The 16,636-nt window shown below is 36.3% G+C and carries 14 protein-coding genes, 1 other RNA gene and 1 pseudogene; 6 read left to right on the top strand and 10 right to left on the bottom strand.

The features are described 5' to 3' along the window. Positions 1-43: 43 nt before the first annotated feature. The 4 genes and pseudogenes from ilvC to miaA all read right to left on the bottom strand — a co-directional run bounded on the left by ilvC (position 44) and on the right by miaA (position 4,883). Positions 44-1,063, bottom strand: coding sequence for a ketol-acid reductoisomerase (gene ilvC, locus H710_RS04795; RefSeq protein ID WP_041849693.1), 1,020 nt, complete (start codon positions 1,061-1,063; stop codon positions 44-46). Positions 1,064-1,752: 689 nt separating this feature from the next. Continuing rightward, entirely contained in the window at positions 1,753-2,487 is a 735-nt protein-coding gene (locus H710_RS04800) for a pyridoxine 5'-phosphate synthase (protein WP_041849694.1), read from the bottom strand. Between the two features lie 94 nt (positions 2,488-2,581). Continuing rightward, entirely contained in the window at positions 2,582-3,703 is a 1,122-nt protein-coding gene (locus tag H710_RS04805) for an ATP-dependent DNA helicase (RefSeq protein WP_041849695.1), read from the bottom strand. A 308-nt stretch (positions 3,704-4,011) separates the two neighbouring features. Next, positions 4,012-4,883 (bottom strand): annotated as a pseudogene (gene miaA / locus H710_RS04810) (tRNA (adenosine(37)-N6)-dimethylallyltransferase MiaA). A 125-nt stretch (positions 4,884-5,008) separates the two neighbouring features. On the opposite strand from miaA, the gene H710_RS04815 reads away from it, so the two are divergent. Beyond that, entirely contained in the window at positions 5,009-5,269 is a 261-nt protein-coding gene (locus H710_RS04815; RefSeq protein WP_244875593.1) for a hypothetical protein, read from the top strand. Positions 5,270-5,413: 144 nt separating this feature from the next. On the opposite strand, the gene H710_RS04820 is transcribed toward H710_RS04815, so the two are convergent. The 5 genes from H710_RS04820 to H710_RS04840 form a co-directional block, all read right to left on the bottom strand. Next, positions 5,414-6,904: a Do family serine endopeptidase gene (locus H710_RS04820; protein WP_041849697.1), complete on the bottom strand. Its 1,491-nt coding sequence runs from the start codon at positions 6,902-6,904 to the stop codon at positions 5,414-5,416. 219 nt (positions 6,905-7,123) lie between these two features. Further along, positions 7,124-7,996 (bottom strand): protease modulator HflC, encoded by an 873-nt coding sequence (hflC, locus tag H710_RS04825; protein ID WP_041849698.1) that lies wholly within the window; start codon positions 7,994-7,996, stop codon positions 7,124-7,126. Between the two features lie 2 nt (positions 7,997-7,998). Further along, a complete protein-coding gene (gene hflK, locus H710_RS04830; RefSeq protein WP_041849699.1) occupies positions 7,999-9,144 on the bottom strand; it encodes an FtsH protease activity modulator HflK in 1,146 nt (381 codons plus the stop codon). Between the two features lie 120 nt (positions 9,145-9,264). Next, on the bottom strand, positions 9,265-9,774 hold the full coding sequence (locus H710_RS04835; RefSeq protein WP_041849700.1) for a dihydrofolate reductase: 510 nt from the start codon (positions 9,772-9,774) through the stop codon (positions 9,265-9,267). After that, positions 9,771-10,565, bottom strand: a complete 795-nt coding sequence (locus tag H710_RS04840; protein WP_041849701.1) for a thymidylate synthase — start codon at positions 10,563-10,565, stop codon at positions 9,771-9,773. The genes H710_RS04835 and H710_RS04840 overlap by 4 nt, the downstream gene beginning before the upstream one ends. A gap of 213 nt (positions 10,566-10,778) precedes the next feature. Between H710_RS04840 and H710_RS04845 the strand changes: the two genes are divergently transcribed. Next, on the top strand, positions 10,779-12,086 hold the full coding sequence (locus tag H710_RS04845; protein ID WP_041849702.1) for an MFS family transporter: 1,308 nt from the start codon (positions 10,779-10,781) through the stop codon (positions 12,084-12,086). Positions 12,087-12,175: 89 nt separating this feature from the next. On the opposite strand, the gene H710_RS04850 is transcribed toward H710_RS04845, so the two are convergent. Beyond that, positions 12,176-12,481 carry a DUF2853 family protein gene (locus H710_RS04850; RefSeq protein WP_041849703.1) on the bottom strand — a complete coding sequence of 102 codons (306 nt, stop codon included), beginning with the start codon at positions 12,479-12,481 and terminating at the stop codon, positions 12,176-12,178. A gap of 93 nt (positions 12,482-12,574) precedes the next feature. On the opposite strand from H710_RS04850, the gene ssrA reads away from it, so the two are divergent. The 4 genes from ssrA to H710_RS04865 all read left to right on the top strand — a co-directional run bounded on the left by ssrA (position 12,575) and on the right by H710_RS04865 (position 16,625). Further along, positions 12,575-12,929: a transfer-messenger RNA gene (gene ssrA, locus H710_RS06110) on the top strand. A 166-nt stretch (positions 12,930-13,095) separates the two neighbouring features. Beyond that, positions 13,096-13,629: an SspB family protein gene (locus H710_RS04855; protein ID WP_041849704.1), complete on the top strand. Its 534-nt coding sequence runs from the start codon at positions 13,096-13,098 to the stop codon at positions 13,627-13,629. A gap of 10 nt (positions 13,630-13,639) precedes the next feature. Next, on the top strand, positions 13,640-13,822 hold the full coding sequence (locus H710_RS04860; protein WP_041849705.1) for a DUF4169 family protein: 183 nt from the start codon (positions 13,640-13,642) through the stop codon (positions 13,820-13,822). A gap of 349 nt (positions 13,823-14,171) precedes the next feature. Continuing rightward, positions 14,172-16,625, top strand: coding sequence for an ATP-dependent helicase (locus tag H710_RS04865; protein ID WP_041849706.1), 2,454 nt, complete (start codon positions 14,172-14,174; stop codon positions 16,623-16,625). The last annotated feature ends 11 nt before the right edge of the window (positions 16,626-16,636 follow it).

Raw genomic sequence — 16,636 nt, forward strand, 5'->3', positions numbered from 1 at the left:
CTTTTACACATTCTGATCTTTTTTACATAAATCTGATTGGAATTCAGTTGTGTTCTTTATCAACCGGAGCATTAGATTTAGTTAAAGCCATCATAGAGCGAATTTTATCTCCAGTCTGTTCAATGAGATGGTTGCTACTTAATCGCCGCATATCCTTAAAACGGGCTGCACCTGCTCTATATTCCTGAATCCAATCTGATGTAAATTTACCTGTCTGGATATCTCTTAAAATGCGTTTCATTTCTGCTTTTGTTTCATGGGTAATTACACGTGGACCAGACACATATTCACCCCACTCAGCTGTATTAGAAATCGAATAATTCATGTTCGCAATACCACGTTCATAAATGAGATCCGCAATGAGTTTAATTTCGTGCAAACACTCAAAATACGCTATCTCTGGTGCATAACCTGCTTCAGTTAATGTTTCAAAACCTGCACGAATAAGTTCAACAAGCCCACCACAAAGAACCGCTTGTTCACCAAAAAGATCTGCTTCACATTCTTCTTTAAAGGTCGTTTTCATTATACCAGAACGTCCACCCCCAATACCACAAGCATAGGATAATGCTAAATCATGTGCATTACCTGAAACGTCCTGCTCAACCGCAATTAAGCAAGGAATACCTCTACCATGCTGATATTCACTGCGTACTGCACGACCTGCACCTTTAGGAGCAATCATCACAACATCAACTGCTTTTTTAACTTCAATTAAACCAAAATGAATACTCAAGCCATGAGCAAAAGCAATAGCTGCTCCAGCATGTAAATGATCACAGATATGTTCTCTATAAATGTCAGCTTGCAATTCATCAGGTGTTGCCATCATGATAAAGTCAGCCCATTGTACCGCTTCAGAAACACTCATAACTTCAAAACCATCTGCTTCAGCTTTTTTCGTTGTCACTGATCCTGAATGCAAAGCAATTCGTAAATTTTGAACACCAGAATCTTTTAGATTTAACGCATGCGCATGTCCCTGTGCACCATAACCAACAATCGCTACTTTTTTGCTTTTAATCAAATTAACATTAACATCACAATCGTAGTAAACACGCATAAAAGTGCTCCATTATATCTAAATTGAAATTCAGACTTTTTCTATCTAATTAAGAACAAAAAATTCTTTTCAAAAATTAAACTGTTACTCATCAAAAACATAAATATTAAATTTAATGTTTTTTCTATTACAAACAAAAAAGTAATAAACCTAAAAAATCTTTAAAAATACCCTAATATAAAAATATAATTTATCTGATATTCTATAAAAAAATATACTATTCAAAATAATACTTCTGAAGAGAAATATATAATCTAAAATCTTAGATTTTATTCTTTTCATAATGTCATCAAAAAATATCATAGAAAAAGCATAAACAGTTATACTTTGCTCAATTTTTTATATTTCTGAATTCATACAAAAATTCTAAACAAACTTTATTTCTTATATGCAATAGACAAATCGTATAAACCCAATACAAACAAAAACTCTTTTAATCGAAATTTCTTCAAACAGAATGCTTGGCTAACCAAACAGACCTTGAGCAAATATAGTTATGATGGCTATTTATATTCACATTCGAAAAATTTAGCTGTATATGACTAAAATCAATCAAAGTAAAAGCAGTTCAACAATATTTTTTTATAAAGAGAAATATTGACTAATTATATAAACATTACAGTATATTGTTTTTCTAAAACAGAACCAATTCAATGATACTATATATAAAATCCAATTAAAAAAAAGATTTACACCAATAATTTAGTAAAACGCTGGACTGTTTCATGCATCCCATATTTTAAAGCATCAGCAATAAGTCCATGACCAACAGAAACTTCATCAAACCAAGGGATCTGACTAATAAGAGCAGGAAGATTAGCAACAGTTAAATCATGCCCTGCATTGATACCTAATTTTAACTCTTTAGCTTTTTTTGCTGCTAAAAAAAGTTTATTCAATTCGTGATCTTGTGTTTTTTTGTCTTTAAACGCACCACCATACAACCCAGTGTAAAATTCTACACGATCAGCACCAATTTCTTTAGCAATATCAAGACCTTCTAAAACCGGATTAGCAAATAATGATACACGAATTTTTCTTTCCTTCAAACGCTGAATAATAGGTGTCAAAAATTCTGCATCTTTGGCAAAATCCCAACCGTGATCAGAGGTTGACTGATCTGGACTATCAGGCACAAGAGTGATCTGATCAGCATATTTTTCTGCTAAACTCAAAAATTTATGACTTGGATAACCCTCAATATTCAATTCAGCAGCAGGAAAATTATGATTAATTAAAAAACGTATATCCGATAAATCAGAAAAATGAATGTGCCTTTCATCTGGCCGTGGGTGAACCGTTAAACCTGCTGCACCAGCCGTAAGCGCTATATGTCCCATATCGATAACATTAGGCCATGGTAAATGACGCCGATTACGCAAAACAGCAATAGCATTGAGATTAACTGAAAGTTTCACTGCCATTTACAGTCCTCTTTCCATAAATATTCAATAAACAAAAAAGAATTGATGCCTAGTACACTAGTACAAAATATCAGACAATGAAAATATTTTTGTCTTATCGAACAATTGTTAAACGTTCTGCTGAACGTGTAATACCTGTATAAAGCCAACGTTTATACATATCACGAAATGCAAAACTTTCATCAAATAAAACGACATTATCCCATTGTGATCCTTGAGCTTTGTGCACAGTTAATGCATATCCATAATCAAAATCATCATATCGTTTTCTTAATTGCCACGAAATTGTATTATCAACGCTCTCAAATATTGCTTTTAAAAGCTTAATTTTCACTACCCCAAATTCGCTCTCTTCTGGTTTAACAAGAAGATTGATACCTGGCTTAACAGTTTCTTTCTGTGAAGTCAGAACTTTCCATAAAGAACCATTCAACAAGTTTTTAGCAGGATCATTGCGCAAACACACGAGCTTATCTCCAACCTGCGGATAATTGGCTGTAAATCCTTTTAACTCACGCAAACGCCTGTTATAAAGATAACGTGTTCGATTAATCCCTACCAACAGCTGATCAGCGTCAAGGACCAATTTCTGATCAACTTCTTTACGTTTAATAACACGTGCCATCCCATAATCACCATAAGCGATATCACGCCCCTCACGTACATCCATTGCTAAACGAATAATCGGATTATCACGTGCTTGTCGGTGAATTTCTGATAAAAGGAAATCCGGTGTACCTTTAGAGAAAAAACCACCCCCAGATATAGGAGGCAACTGACCTGGATCACCAAGAACAAGAAGTGGTACCCGAAAACTCATTAAATCATGCGCCAATTTTTCATCAACCATTGAACATTCATCAACAATAACCAATTTGGCTTTTGCAATCGGACTCTGTCGATTCAAAGCAAATGTTGGCGCAATCGATGTCTTCCCTGTTACTTCATCAGAAACTTCTTCTTCTCCACGAGGACAATAAATCAATGAATGAATAGTACGAGCATTATTCGCGCCCTTAGAACGCAAAACTTGCGCTGCTTTACCTGTAAATGCAGCAAATTGAACAGAACCATCAATTGTTTCCGCAAAATAACGAGCAAGCGTCGTTTTCCCTGTCCCAGCATAACCAAAAAGGCGAAAAACAGGAAAACGTCCATCTTTCAACCATGCGGCAACAGCCTTCAATGCACTGTCTTGCTCCAACGAAAACTGCATAACTCACCAAGATAAGATTCGCATATAAAAAGCAAATATTGTGAAAATAACACAACTCTTAAAAGAAGATTTGATTGTTACGATATTTTCTGAAAAGTAGTTCATTTTTACTACTCGCTGAATATTCTTCAATTCTTTTACCAATAACAAAGTAACCAACCACAACCAATTGTTCCAAAGCTATTAAAGATTATCTAATCATTTTAATCAATCAAAATGACAATAATTCCTTTTATCTTTAATATTTCTTTAAGACTTCCATTCAAAATGCCCCCTATTTTTGAAGCTTTTGGTGCTCTTTAATTGTATTAAGAGATGATTTTCCATTCTTCATCCAATTGGTGACGAAACCACGTCATCTGCCTTTTTGCATATTGTCTGGTTCGAGTTTTAGCGACTTCAATAGCATTCTCAAAATTTCTACATCCGTTTAAGTAATCCGTAAATTCGAGTACACCAATAGCTTTCATCGCTGGTGATAAAGGAGAAATTGTAAGCTGCTTCATAAGCTCTACCTCTTCTAAAGCTCCTTTTTCAACCATATGAGTAAATCGCTCATTAATACGCTCATATAGTAATTGACGTGGAGGAAGGAGAAGAATTCGTTCTAAACAGTCTTGTGCAATCAAAGATTTTTTTTTTTACTTTGCCACCAACTTAGCTTCTTGCCAGTTGCCTCATACACTTCTAAAGCACGTACAATACGTTGACCATCTTGTGAAGCAATACGCTCAGCTACAACAGCATCAACCTGTAATAATTCACGATAAAGACTTTCAGCTCCTTCTTTAGAAAGCCTCATCCGCCATTTTTGCCGTAAAATATCTGGAATATCAGGAATCTCTGAAATTTTTCCTAAAAGTGCACGAAAATACAATCCTGTTCCACCAACAAAAATGAGTTGTTTTAACTTGATCGTACTTAAAAGCTTAGTCACATCACACAACCACTGTCCTACTGAATAGCTAAGAGTGGGACTTACATAACCATAAAGATAGTGCGGAACAATCATAGTATCAGCGTTTGTTGGCCTTGCCGTTAAAATATTCAACACATCATACACTTGCATTGAGTCAGCATTGATAATAACTGCATTCCTTTCCTGCGCCATTTTCAATGCAAGCTTTGATTTTCCACTTGCAGTTGGACCAGCTATCAATGTAATCATTCTGTGTGTCATGAACGAAAACCTTTATGACTATCAATCAACAAGTTATTGCAGCATTCATTACTGAACCTAAAGCATAATATAAAGGATAGAGCTCTTCTCCTCAAATTGCCCTTTGAGAAGTATTTATGCACTCCATGGCAGCTTTTTACTGCAACGTTTCTCTATCTTTTGAGAAAATAAAAAAGCAATATAATGAATTTAAATCTGAAAATATATTGAAGTACAACCTTTTAATATTGTTGCAAGAACAAACATCCAACACAAAAATTCTTACTTCAAAATATAAACCCTACCACATTGACCACTTAGCTGATGAAGCAGAGTTGCGTGAAGATATGCCCTTATATCAAGATATCAAAGCATTAGCCGTGAATAGTAACATTCTCTTGCAATGAACACTGCATAAACACATTTTCTTATCAAGCTGATACTTGAAACGTAAAAATACTAAAAACATCACCTTAACATAACAAAAATACATTAATAAAACCCATAAAAATTCTATTTCATAGAAATAAAAGAAAGATTTATTAAAAAAATCAATCCATTTGAATCGTTACAAACCGTAATTCTCCATCTGGACGAGCAACAATAAACAAAGCGTTTTTACGCCCAGCTTCACGTAATTTATGAAAACGTTTTTTGGCATCATCAATTGTAGTAACCGCACTTTGATTGATATCAATGATTACCTCACCAACTCGAATACGCTTTTTATCAGCCTCACTATTCTTTATAATAGATGTTACAACCAACCCATTAACTTTATCAACAATTGAATAACGTTGGCGTAAATCAGCCGTAAGTGCGGATAATCTCATTCCCATGAATTCCATTGCTACATTCTCTAATGTAACATCGCCTTTTTTATCATTAAATTTTTCTACTGCATTTTCATTTGAATCTGTTTCAGCCAAACGACCAAGCTTAACTTTTACTATTTTTTCCTCCCCATTACGTAAAATTGTAACGTCCACCACCTGCCCCTCTAAGCTTTCTGCTATTAAACGTGGCAAATCACGTGCATTCTTAATTTCAGTTTTCCCAAAACGAAGAATAATATCACCAACATGTAATTGGCTATTATCCACCCCTGTATTTTCTATTTTACCTGCAACCAGCGCTCCAACAGCTTTGTCTAATTTTAGACTTTTCGCAATATTATCTGTTATTGGTTGAATCCGGATAGCCAACCAACCACGCCTTACTTCCCCAAAATCACGCAATTGATTAATAATAGAAATGGCTATAGCAGACGGTATAGAAAAACCAATACCAATCGATCCACCAGAAGGAGAAACAATCGCTGTATTAATCCCAATTACCTCACCGTTTCCATTAAAGAGTGGTCCCCCCGAATTACCTTGATTAATCGCTGCATCTGTTTGAATAAAATTATCATAAGGACCAGCATTAAGATCACGATTGCGTGCGGAAATAATTCCTACCGTTACGCTACCACCAAACCCATAGGGATTCCCGATAGCCATAACCCAATCACCAATACGTGCCTTTTCCGAATCACCAAAACGCACAGCTGTTAATTTTTTATTTTCTGGTTTTACCTGTAGCAAAGCTAAATCTGTCTTACTGTCTTTCCCAAGCAATTTTGCTTTTAACTTTGTACCATCAGAAAAATTAACCTCAATATCATCAGCATCAACAATAACGTGGTAATTTGTAACGATAAGCCCCTTTTGCGCATCAATCACAAAACCTGATCCCAGAGAGCGCATTTTTTGTAACTGGCTGTTTTTCTTACCATCTTTTGGCACGAAAAAATCATCAAAATATTCTTGTAATAGTGAATCTTTGGGAATAGCAGGCATAAGAGTATGTTCATCCTGCTCAGTACCATCAACTTTTTGTACTATAGAAATATTCACGACCGTATCTAAAAGTGTAGCTACTAAATCAGAAACTGATAACGGTACATTTTTCTGCAAAATATTACTGGACCAACTGATTGACCCTGACAAAAATAAGACCACACAGACGGTAATTATTGTATAAAAACGCTTCAGCAACATATTTTTACCTGAGACATACGTTTGATCAATACTACTGATCAAAAATTATTAAATTGATTTATACAACCAGCATCCTACCTTACAACATCATGCCATCTTCATCTGAAAAAAGAAACCATGGACAAAAATTTTAATAAAAAACCTCACCCATAATCTATTCTTTTATTTATGAGCTACCAATTACTATATTGTTTTCTATCAACGGTTGATGCAGATATTCTATCTACTTTGCGACAAATTACGAAAATAGAAAAAGAAATCTTCTTTGGGTGAAATCACCATTGATGTACTCTCTAAGTTCTTATATTGTTCCATTGCTAACCAAAAATCATAAAATGATGGATTGGCTTTCCTTGCATTTAGTAAAAGGCGAATACTTTCAGCTTGACCTTCACCACGCGTAATTTCAGCATCACGCTTTGCTGCCGCTACAATTTCCTCATATTCGCGATTAGCTTCTGCTATAATCCGATCCCGTTCTTGCTGACCACGAGCACGAATATGCTCTGCCACTGCCTCACGTTCAGCTGCCATTTGTCGATACACATCTTCTAATACGGCATCAGTCAAATCGGTTTTGCGAATGCGTACATCAACAATAGAAATACCTAATGAGCCGGCATCTACAGAAAATTGCCGCTGGACTTCGGCCATCATTGCTCCACGTTCATCTGATAAAGCTGCTTTGAATTCTCGTCTCCCATAAACGGCGCGTAAAGCGTCAATAAAACGTGGTGCAAGATTTTCACGTGCAGCAATTTGTGGCCGCCCTGATGCAATACGCTGCAAAAATAATTTAGGATCTGCGATACGGTATATAAAAAACGCGTCTACTTCATAATAAGCACCACCACGAACCTGTACAGACTGGGTAGGTAAATCGTAACGTAATAATCGATTATCAATGATAACTGTCTGATCAAAAAAAGGAACTTTAAAATAAATTCCAGGATTAAGTTCTACGTTAACAATTTGCCCGAAGCGCTTAACTGCTACTTGCTGACGAGGATAAACAATAAAAACAGATGACCACAAAGAAACTAAAACAAGCACTATAGTACCCAAAATAAAAAAGAAACGAGACTGCTGCATAATTAACGCCCTCCAGCAATATCAGAACCCAATCGCGGTGCAGGATGTTCTGATGTTATGGTTGCTTTTTCCGATGCACTACGCAACAATTCATTCAGCGGTAAATAAGATACAGCTGAAGAATCTACTTGATCTAAAACTAATTTATTGGGTGAAGAGAGAATACGACCCATTGTTTCCATATAAATACGATAACGAGCAGCTTCTGGTGAAACTACAGCTTCACGATTTATAGCTGCAAAACGCTCAGCACGTCCTGTCGCTTCCTCAATCATTTGTACTTTTTCACCTTTAGCGACTTCCCGTGTACGAGAAGCTTCACCATTAGCTAAACCAATCTTAGTAAAACGTACACGATTACCCTCTTCAATCATCCGCCCACGCGCTTGCTCTGCTTGTTGAACAAAATTAAATGCAGCAGCAACTTTAGTCGGAGGAGCAGCCTCACTGATCGATACACGATTTATATCGACACCAAGCTGATATTTATTCACTGTCGACTGAATAATCTTCTTAACATCATCAGCCACTTCCTCTTTTTTGTCACGTAAAACATCATCAACCGGTCGAGAACCAATCACTTCACGCATTGCACTCTCTGCAACCTGACGAACTGTTCCTTCTTGGTCATTCACATTAAACAGGAATTGGCTTGGACTGGAAATCCGATAATACACAGAAAAATTAACATTCACTATATTCTGATCACTTGAAAGCATTAAGCCTTCACTTTGTTGTACCTGACCAGAAGAACCACCAATTGCAATTGTTTTTTCAGTTAAAGGCACTTTCATATAAGCTTCAATCGGCCACAAATGAAAATGCAGACCATCACTAATGATCCCTTTTTTAGGTACACCAAAACGTAATTCTACTGCTTGTTCATTTTGCTGAACAATATAAACAGACTGAAAAAGCCAAAAAAGCACAACAAGAAAAAACAATATAATAAAAACACCACTATCACCGATTTTTTTAAACTGATGCTGCCCTTTGCGCAAAATATCATCAATATCAGAACCACTACCACCGCTGCTGCTGTTACCACCGGAACCAAAAGGATTCTTTGGTAGTGTGTTTTTATCACCACTGGCTTTACTTTTACTGCCATCCCATGGGCCACCGCCATTTTGATTTGTCCAAGGCATTATCACCTCTTTAAATTAGTGTGTCTTTAATTAAATACTCAAGCATGCAAGCCAGCTACTTATAGAGTACTTCTTCGCTCACCATGCAGTCAATCAGCTACTTTTAACAATCTGAAACGGTCAATGCCGTTCATAAATCACAAAGCGCGTTGGATAACTGTCTTTATCCTGTTCCGAAATATACTGTGTTTCCACAATAGTCCAGTTTTCTTTATCAAAAACAGGAAAAAAACTATCCCCTTCGATAGAAGCTAGAATTTCTGTAAAAAATATTTTATCAGCAATACCTAACCCTTCTTTAAAAATCTCACCACCACCAATAATAAAAATTGCATCTGCACCAGATTGAGACGCCACTTTTTGTGCAATATCATGAGCTTGAGATAAAGAACCTGCAACCACAGCTCCCTCAGCTGTGAACGTGTGATTGCGGGTAATAACAATGTTTGTGCGCCCTGGTAGAGAACGCCCAAGAGAATCCCAAGTCTTGCGACCCATAATAACAGGCTTGCCTAAAGTCAAAGCCTTAAAACGCTTCAAATCTGTTGATAAATGCCAAGGCATCTGACCTTCACGACCGATAACACCGTTTTGTGCAACAGCTGCAATCAAATAAACTGGAAAGGTCATACTGCTACCGGTGCCTTGATGTGTGGTTGAGCTTCATAATTAAGCAACTCAAAATCTTCAAATTGAAAGGAAAAAAGATCTGTTACTTTTGGATTTATGCGAATCAACGGTAAAATACCCGGTGTACGCGATAATTGCTGCTTTGCTTGTTCAAAATGGTTAAAATAAAGATGAGCATCACCAAGAGTATGAATAAAATCCCCTACTTTCAAACAGGTAACTTGAGCAATCATCATCGTCAACAAAGCATAAGAAGCAATATTGAATGGAATACCTAAAAAAATATCTGCTGAACGCTGATAAAGTTGACAGGATAACTTACCATTAGCGACTTGAAATTGGAATAAACAATGACAAGGTGGTAAAGCCATTTCATCTATTAATGCTGGGTTCCAAGCTGTCACAATCAAGCGGCGTGAATTAGGATTATGATTAATCATAGTCAAAAGATTACTAATTTGATCAATATAACGCCCATCAGATGAAGGCCAAGAACGCCACTGATAACCATAAACAGGACCAAGATTCCCATCTTTATCGGCCCACTCATCCCAAATGGATACGCCATGTTCCTTTAACCACGCAATATTTGTATCACCTTTAAGAAACCACAACAGTTCATAAATAATTGATCGCAAATGCAATTTCTTTGTCGTTAACAGAGGAAATCCCTCTTGCAAGTTAAACCGCATTTGATATCCAAAAACTGATCGTGTTCCAATACCTGTTCGATCTGAACGATCGATGCCATTATTTAAAACATGAGATAAAAGATCAAGATAAGTTTTCATAATAATATTATGACTGATTCTACCTAATTATAAAAAATAGAAACTTTAAAAATTAATAAAAATACAATTTAAATAAACCCATGCAAAGAATTTTTCATTAGAAAATTGCCATTATACCATTTAAATTGTGATGACGTAAAAGACAAAATGTTGTAAAAAAAATCAAGTGTTTAAGTAAATGGTAAAAATGATAATATAAATAGGGATGATTTTATGGGAAATGAAAAAATTTTAGCACCAAACGATTCAAAGAAGCGTGTTTTATCTATTGTATCTAGTGCGTCAGGTAATTTAGTAGAGTGGTATGATTTTTACGTCTATTCCTTTACATCGATTTATTTTGCATCACAATTTTTTCCTTCAGATGGTGATGTTATTGCGCAACTTTTAAAAGCTGCGGGTGTCTTTTTTGTAGGCTTTCTTATGCGCCCAATTGGTGGATGGCTCTTCGGTTCCATCGCTGATCGTTACGGTCGTAAACACTCAATGCTCATTTCCGTCATTATGATGTGTAGCGGTTCGTTCTTAATCGCTATACTTCCTACCTATGAAACCATTGGAGTAACAGCAGCAGTTCTTTTGCTCTTACTCAGAATGCTTCAGGGACTATCAGTTGGTGGTGAATACGGAACGACAGCAACTTATATGAGCGAAATTGCTATCAAAAATCACCGAGGTTTCTTTAGCTCTTTTCAATACACTACACTGATTGGTGGACAGCTTCTCGCTAGTCTTGTTATATTCATTTTAGCACTTTATCTCACAGAAGATCAATTAAGAGCATGGGGTTGGCGCATTCCATTTGCTATTGGTGGATTAGCAGCAATTGTTGCAATTTATCTACGTCGTTCTCTCCATGAAACAACAACAAAAGAAAGCCGTTCTAAAGAACAAGCCGGTAGCCTTAGAGGGATTCTGCGCAATCATCGAAAGGCTTTTTTCCTGGTTATTGGTTTTACAGCTGGAGGATCATTAACGTTCTACACTTATACAACTTACATGCAGAAATATCTTATTACGACTACGGGGCTTGATAAACACACAGCAACAACTTTGATGACTGCTGCACTGTTTGTATTTATGTTGATTCAACCAGCATTTGGTGCCCTAGCTGATAAAATTGGAACAAGAACTTCTCTTCTCATTTGGAGTGGTTTGTCAATTATCTTTACAATTCCTGGGCTTCAAATAATTGGAAGTACTGATAACACATGGGTTGTCCTGATAACTATTATCGGAATGCTATGCATTATAAGCTTTTATACCTCTGTCTCTGGCATCGTGAAAGCAGAAATGTTCCCTTCCTCAGTCCGAGCAATGGGAGTTGGATTTTCTTATGCTATTGCTAATGCAATATTTGGTGGATCCGCTGAATCTGTAGCACTTGGGTTAAAAAATATGGGTTATGAATCTGTGTTCTATTTCTATGTAACTGGTATAATGATTATTGCGTTTATTGCAGTTTTCTTAATGCCTGATGCCCGAAAAGAAGGGTACCTTCAAGGTGATGATATTCATTAAACCTACTATAGTAAATTCTAAACGAAAAAAGCGCAGAAATCTGGGCTTTTTTCATGATCACGATACAGAAAATTCAGTTGAAAAATTATTTAAATTTTATCTAGCATATTTAATTGTTTGGCAACACAATAGTAAAAGATTACACGACTTTTCCTATTATCTCCTGACATCATTTCAGCAACTTTTGAAACAGCGTTTTTAGCATTTTTTTCATTAGCGCCTAATGCTTTTTGAGTCCATTTCTCAACACGCTCTAGCTCTTTTTTATCCGATGTAGAAACTAACGATGCATCTTTATTTCTCATAACTAAGGCTAAACGACGCCTGAGCCGTCTTACTGCGTCTTCATCAGGCTTAGGATCATATAATTTAATATCTGCTAGATCATTTGTCATTTTATACCACCTCCAAATAATTAGCGACCACATTACACAGCCGCATCGTAAAGCTTTTAGGGTAATTAGAGGATTTAAAATATTAACAACCCCCCCCTTCCCCAAAAACTATTCTTCCTCTATACTTAGAAAGCTGGTTTTCTAGCTATGGTAATAAATGGACAGTGAAATAAGCTCATTGGACCCGGGGGCGGTACCCGGCGCCTCCACCAAAATATAATTCCTTTAATTATACTTTGGCGGGGGCGAAATAGGATCGACAAGAGTGTAAAGATTGCTCTTTTACTCGGTATTGTACCACCGTTATCGGACTAAATGAGTAGTTGCAAACGACAACTATGCGGAAGCACGTCTCGCCGCTTAAGCGGTGCGAATGTTTCAAACTAAGTCTTAACCTGTCGCAAGGTTAAGCGGGGTTCGAAGGCACCTGGCAACAGAAGCCTTCACTTTTCATGCATTGCTTCTAACCTGTTAAATATTATTTATAGAAAAATTCACACTTCCTCTTATTAATAAGGTGCATAGTGGAAAAAATATTGCTAACTTAAATGAATATTTCATTTCATATGTTGCTCGTACTAAATTACCTTATAAAATAAAGGAAATAAACTTCGATGGTTCAAGATAAAATCCGTTACGACATTCTCGTTCAGGATGCGCTCCGTGGAGTTATCCGAAAAGTTTTATTAGAAACTTCTCAAGCTGGTCCCCCAGGTAATCATCACTTTTTTATCACCTTTTTAACAAATGCGCCAGAAGTGCAGATTTCTGATCGACTCAAAAACCGCTATCCCGATCAGATGACGATCATATTGCAGCATCAGTTTAAAGATTTAAGTGTATCGGAAACTTCCTTTGAAGTAACACTCTTTTTTGAAGAAATTCCTGAAAAACTGGTTATTCCTTTCTCTTCTATCCAAGTTTTTTATGACCCTGTTGCAGCATTCGAAGCAGCGTTTGATCTGCCCTCAAATCTTATTTCTGGAGAAAGTGAAAATTCAGAAAATATTCTGCATGAACCTACCACTCTTTCAAATGAACAAACAAAAGAAAAGCTGTTTACAAAAAAAATAGATAAAGATCCTTCCAACAGCGATACCAAACAAAGTGCTGATATTGTTTCTTTAGATTCTTTTCGAAAAAAATAAGTGAACTATCATGGCCACACTGATTAATCTTCGTCAATTTCGAAAACAGAAAAAACGTACTGAACGAATGGTTCATGCGGAAGAAAATCGTTATCGTTTTGGGCAAACAAAATCTGAGAAACTGTTAAATAAAAAAGAATCTCTCAAAGCCCAAAAATTCCTCGATCAAAATCGTCTGTCAAATCGTGAATGAAAATAAATTGATATGTTTATATTGCTTGATTAAAAGCAAGCTTTCCAAAATATCCATTCGCATTGATAATTTCTCTGTAAGTGTATTTTTACAAAGAAAATTCCTAAAATATCTCTTACCAACAAGAGCTTCTATAGGCATCGATATTGATAAAAAAAACATATATAATAATGTTTTAGATATCATTGTATATTGAAGCAATTTATAGCATGCTCATACAGAAAGCTTTAATATCTTTTTTCCTATTCTGCAATCTTTACATTCCTGTTTAATTGCAAGAATTGTGATTTTTCTAAGAAAAAAATTTTAGACCTAGCGTTCAAATCAAAAAAATAATACAGAAAATATAATGAATGACTTTTCCAATCATATACCATTTTTCGATGATGAAGAGCCTCTTTACAGATCTGAAGATAATTCTGAACCGGCAGGTAGTGCTATAGAAGAAAAAGAACAAATACAATACGAACCCGACTATTTAAAGAAACTCAACCCAGAACAGCGACAGGCAGTTATAAATACAGAGGGACCTATTTTAGTTCTTGCAGGTGCTGGTACTGGAAAAACCCGTGTTCTCACAACTCGCATTGCTCATATTTTGCATCTCAGCCTTGCCTGCCCCAGACAAATACTTGCTGTTACTTTCACCAATAAAGCAGCACACGAAATGAAAATTCGTATTGGTAAACTTATAGGGAAAACTGTTGAGGGTATGCCTTGGCTTGGAACATTTCATTCAACTGGTGTAAAAATTGTGCGTCGTCATGCAGAACTGGTTGATTTAAAAAGCAATTTCACAATCCTTGATAGTGATGATGTACTTCGTCTTCTGAAACAGCTTATTCAAGCTGAAAACTTAGACGATAAACGCTGGCCAGCGCGTAGCCTTGCAATGATGATTGATTCTTGGAAAAATCAAGGGCTTTCACCAGAACATATTCCAGAAAGCGATGCTCACTCTTTTGGTAATGGTGTAGGACGTAAGCTTTATCACAGCTATCAAAATCGGTTAAAAAGTCTCAATGCCTGTGACTTCGGTGACCTCTTACTTCACCCTATCCACATATTTCAACATAATCCAGATATTCTTCGTAAATATCAAGATAAGTTTCGCTATATTCTTGTAGATGAATATCAAGATACAAATACAGCACAATATCTTTGGCTTCGTCTTTTAGCTCAAAGCTCTAAAAAATCACAAGTCAATCTTTGTTGCGTTGGCGATGATGACCAATCCATTTACGGATGGCGTGGTGCTAAAATTGATAACATATTGCACTTTGAAAAAGATTTTCCTCCTGCAAAAATCATTCGCCTAGAACGTAACTATCGTTCCACATCGCATATTCTAAAAACCGCTTCTCATCTTATTTCTCATAATCAAGGAAGATTAGGAAAAACACTATTTTCTGACCAAAACAATAACGAAGAAACAAAGGTAAAAATTCATGCAGCATGGGATTCAAAAGAAGAATCTCGTGCTATTGGGAAAGAAATAGAACACACACAACAAAATGGACATTCCTTAAATCAGATAGCTATATTGGTAAGAGCATCATTTCAAATGCGCGAATTTGAAGATCGTTTTGTTGCACTTGGTCTTAATTATCGTGTTATTGGTGGTCCACGCTTTTATGAACGAATGGAAATACGAGATGCTATGGCTTATCTGCGTGTTGTCGTTCAACCAGCCGATGATTTAGCCTTTGAGCGCATTCTGAATACACCTAAACGCGGTTTAGGAGATGCAACGCTACGCCACCTTTATAAGAGTGCACGTGCACGCACTATCCCCCTCTTTTTTGCTGCTGCTGAAATTATTGAAACAGACGATTTAAAACCCAAAGCACGCAGTGCCTTGCGAAGCGTTGTTGAAAATTTTCACTGCTGGCAAAATATGCTGAAAAACACACCACATACAGAGCTTGCTGAAACAATCCTTGAAGACTCAGGCTATATAACTATGTGGCAAGAAGATCGTTCTCCAGAAGCGCCAACACGATTAGAAAATCTGAGGGAAATGATCCGCTCTATGGAGCAATTTGAAGACCTTCATAGCTTCTTAGAACATGTTTCGCTGGTTATGGATACTGATAACAATGAAAATATGGATGCCGTTAATATCATGACCCTTCATTCAGCTAAAGGGCTTGAATTTGATACAGTCTTTCTTCCTGGTTGGGAAGAAGGGCTCTTTCCTCATCAACGCTCATTAGATGAAGGTGGTCGTTTAGGATTGGAAGAAGAGCGGCGGCTTGCTTATGTAGGCATAACAAGAGCAAAAAAACATTTGCATATATGGTTTGTATCCAATCGACGCATTCATGGACTTTGGCAATCTACGCTTCCTTCTCGTTTCCTTGATGAATTACCTGAACAACATATAGAAGTAGAAGATATGAACACATCTTATGGTGGTTATAGCCAACCACACTTTAGAAAGCAGGACTCTTTTCACAATAATTATTCAACACCAAGATGGCATCGTACACAACAAAACCAAACAGAATCAACACGCAATAATTGGGGAAGACAATCAAATGTTCACACACAACAAACCAATTATGATGATAATGATTTAAATTTTGGGCTCACCCACCCTCGTCAGACAAAAAATATTGAAAAACAAACCATCACCAAATCAGTATCGGATATACCATCAACTTTTGTAATTAATGATCGAGTTTTTCATATAAAGTTTGGTTATGGTCATATTTTAGCAATAGAGGATAATAAACTAACCATTTTATTTGAAAAAGCTGGAGAAAAACGTGTTCTCGACAATTTTGTTACCAAAGCTTAAAGCTTAATGTA

The organism is Bartonella bacilliformis Ver097, assembly GCF_000709795.1.
GTDB lineage: Bacteria > Pseudomonadota > Alphaproteobacteria > Rhizobiales > Rhizobiaceae > Bartonella > Bartonella bacilliformis_A.

Excerpts from the sequence above, each read along its gene's own strand:
- ilvC (WP_041849693.1), bottom strand. The coding sequence starts at position 1,063 with ATGCGTGTTTACTACGATTGTGATGTTAATGTTAATTTGATTAAAAGC.
- H710_RS04800 (WP_041849694.1), bottom strand. The coding sequence starts at position 2,487 with ATGGCAGTGAAACTTTCAGTTAATCTCAATGCTATTGCTGTTTTGCGT.
- H710_RS04805 (WP_041849695.1), bottom strand. The coding sequence starts at position 3,703 with ATGCAGTTTTCGTTGGAGCAAGACAGTGCATTGAAGGCTGTTGCCGCA.
- H710_RS04815 (WP_244875593.1), top strand. The coding sequence starts at position 5,009 with ATGGCAGCTTTTTACTGCAACGTTTCTCTATCTTTTGAGAAAATAAAA.
- H710_RS04820 (WP_041849697.1), bottom strand. The coding sequence starts at position 6,904 with ATGTTGCTGAAGCGTTTTTATACAATAATTACCGTCTGTGTGGTCTTA.
- hflC (WP_041849698.1), bottom strand. The coding sequence starts at position 7,996 with ATGCAGCAGTCTCGTTTCTTTTTTATTTTGGGTACTATAGTGCTTGTT.
- hflK (WP_041849699.1), bottom strand. The coding sequence starts at position 9,144 with ATGCCTTGGACAAATCAAAATGGCGGTGGCCCATGGGATGGCAGTAAA.
- H710_RS04835 (WP_041849700.1), bottom strand. The coding sequence starts at position 9,774 with ATGACCTTTCCAGTTTATTTGATTGCAGCTGTTGCACAAAACGGTGTT.
- H710_RS04840 (WP_041849701.1), bottom strand. The coding sequence starts at position 10,565 with ATGAAAACTTATCTTGATCTTTTATCTCATGTTTTAAATAATGGCATC.
- H710_RS04845 (WP_041849702.1), top strand. The coding sequence starts at position 10,779 with ATGGGAAATGAAAAAATTTTAGCACCAAACGATTCAAAGAAGCGTGTT.
- H710_RS04850 (WP_041849703.1), bottom strand. The coding sequence starts at position 12,481 with ATGACAAATGATCTAGCAGATATTAAATTATATGATCCTAAGCCTGAT.
- H710_RS04855 (WP_041849704.1), top strand. The coding sequence starts at position 13,096 with ATGGTTCAAGATAAAATCCGTTACGACATTCTCGTTCAGGATGCGCTC.
- H710_RS04860 (WP_041849705.1), top strand. The coding sequence starts at position 13,640 with ATGGCCACACTGATTAATCTTCGTCAATTTCGAAAACAGAAAAAACGT.
- H710_RS04865 (WP_041849706.1), top strand. The coding sequence starts at position 14,172 with ATGAATGACTTTTCCAATCATATACCATTTTTCGATGATGAAGAGCCT.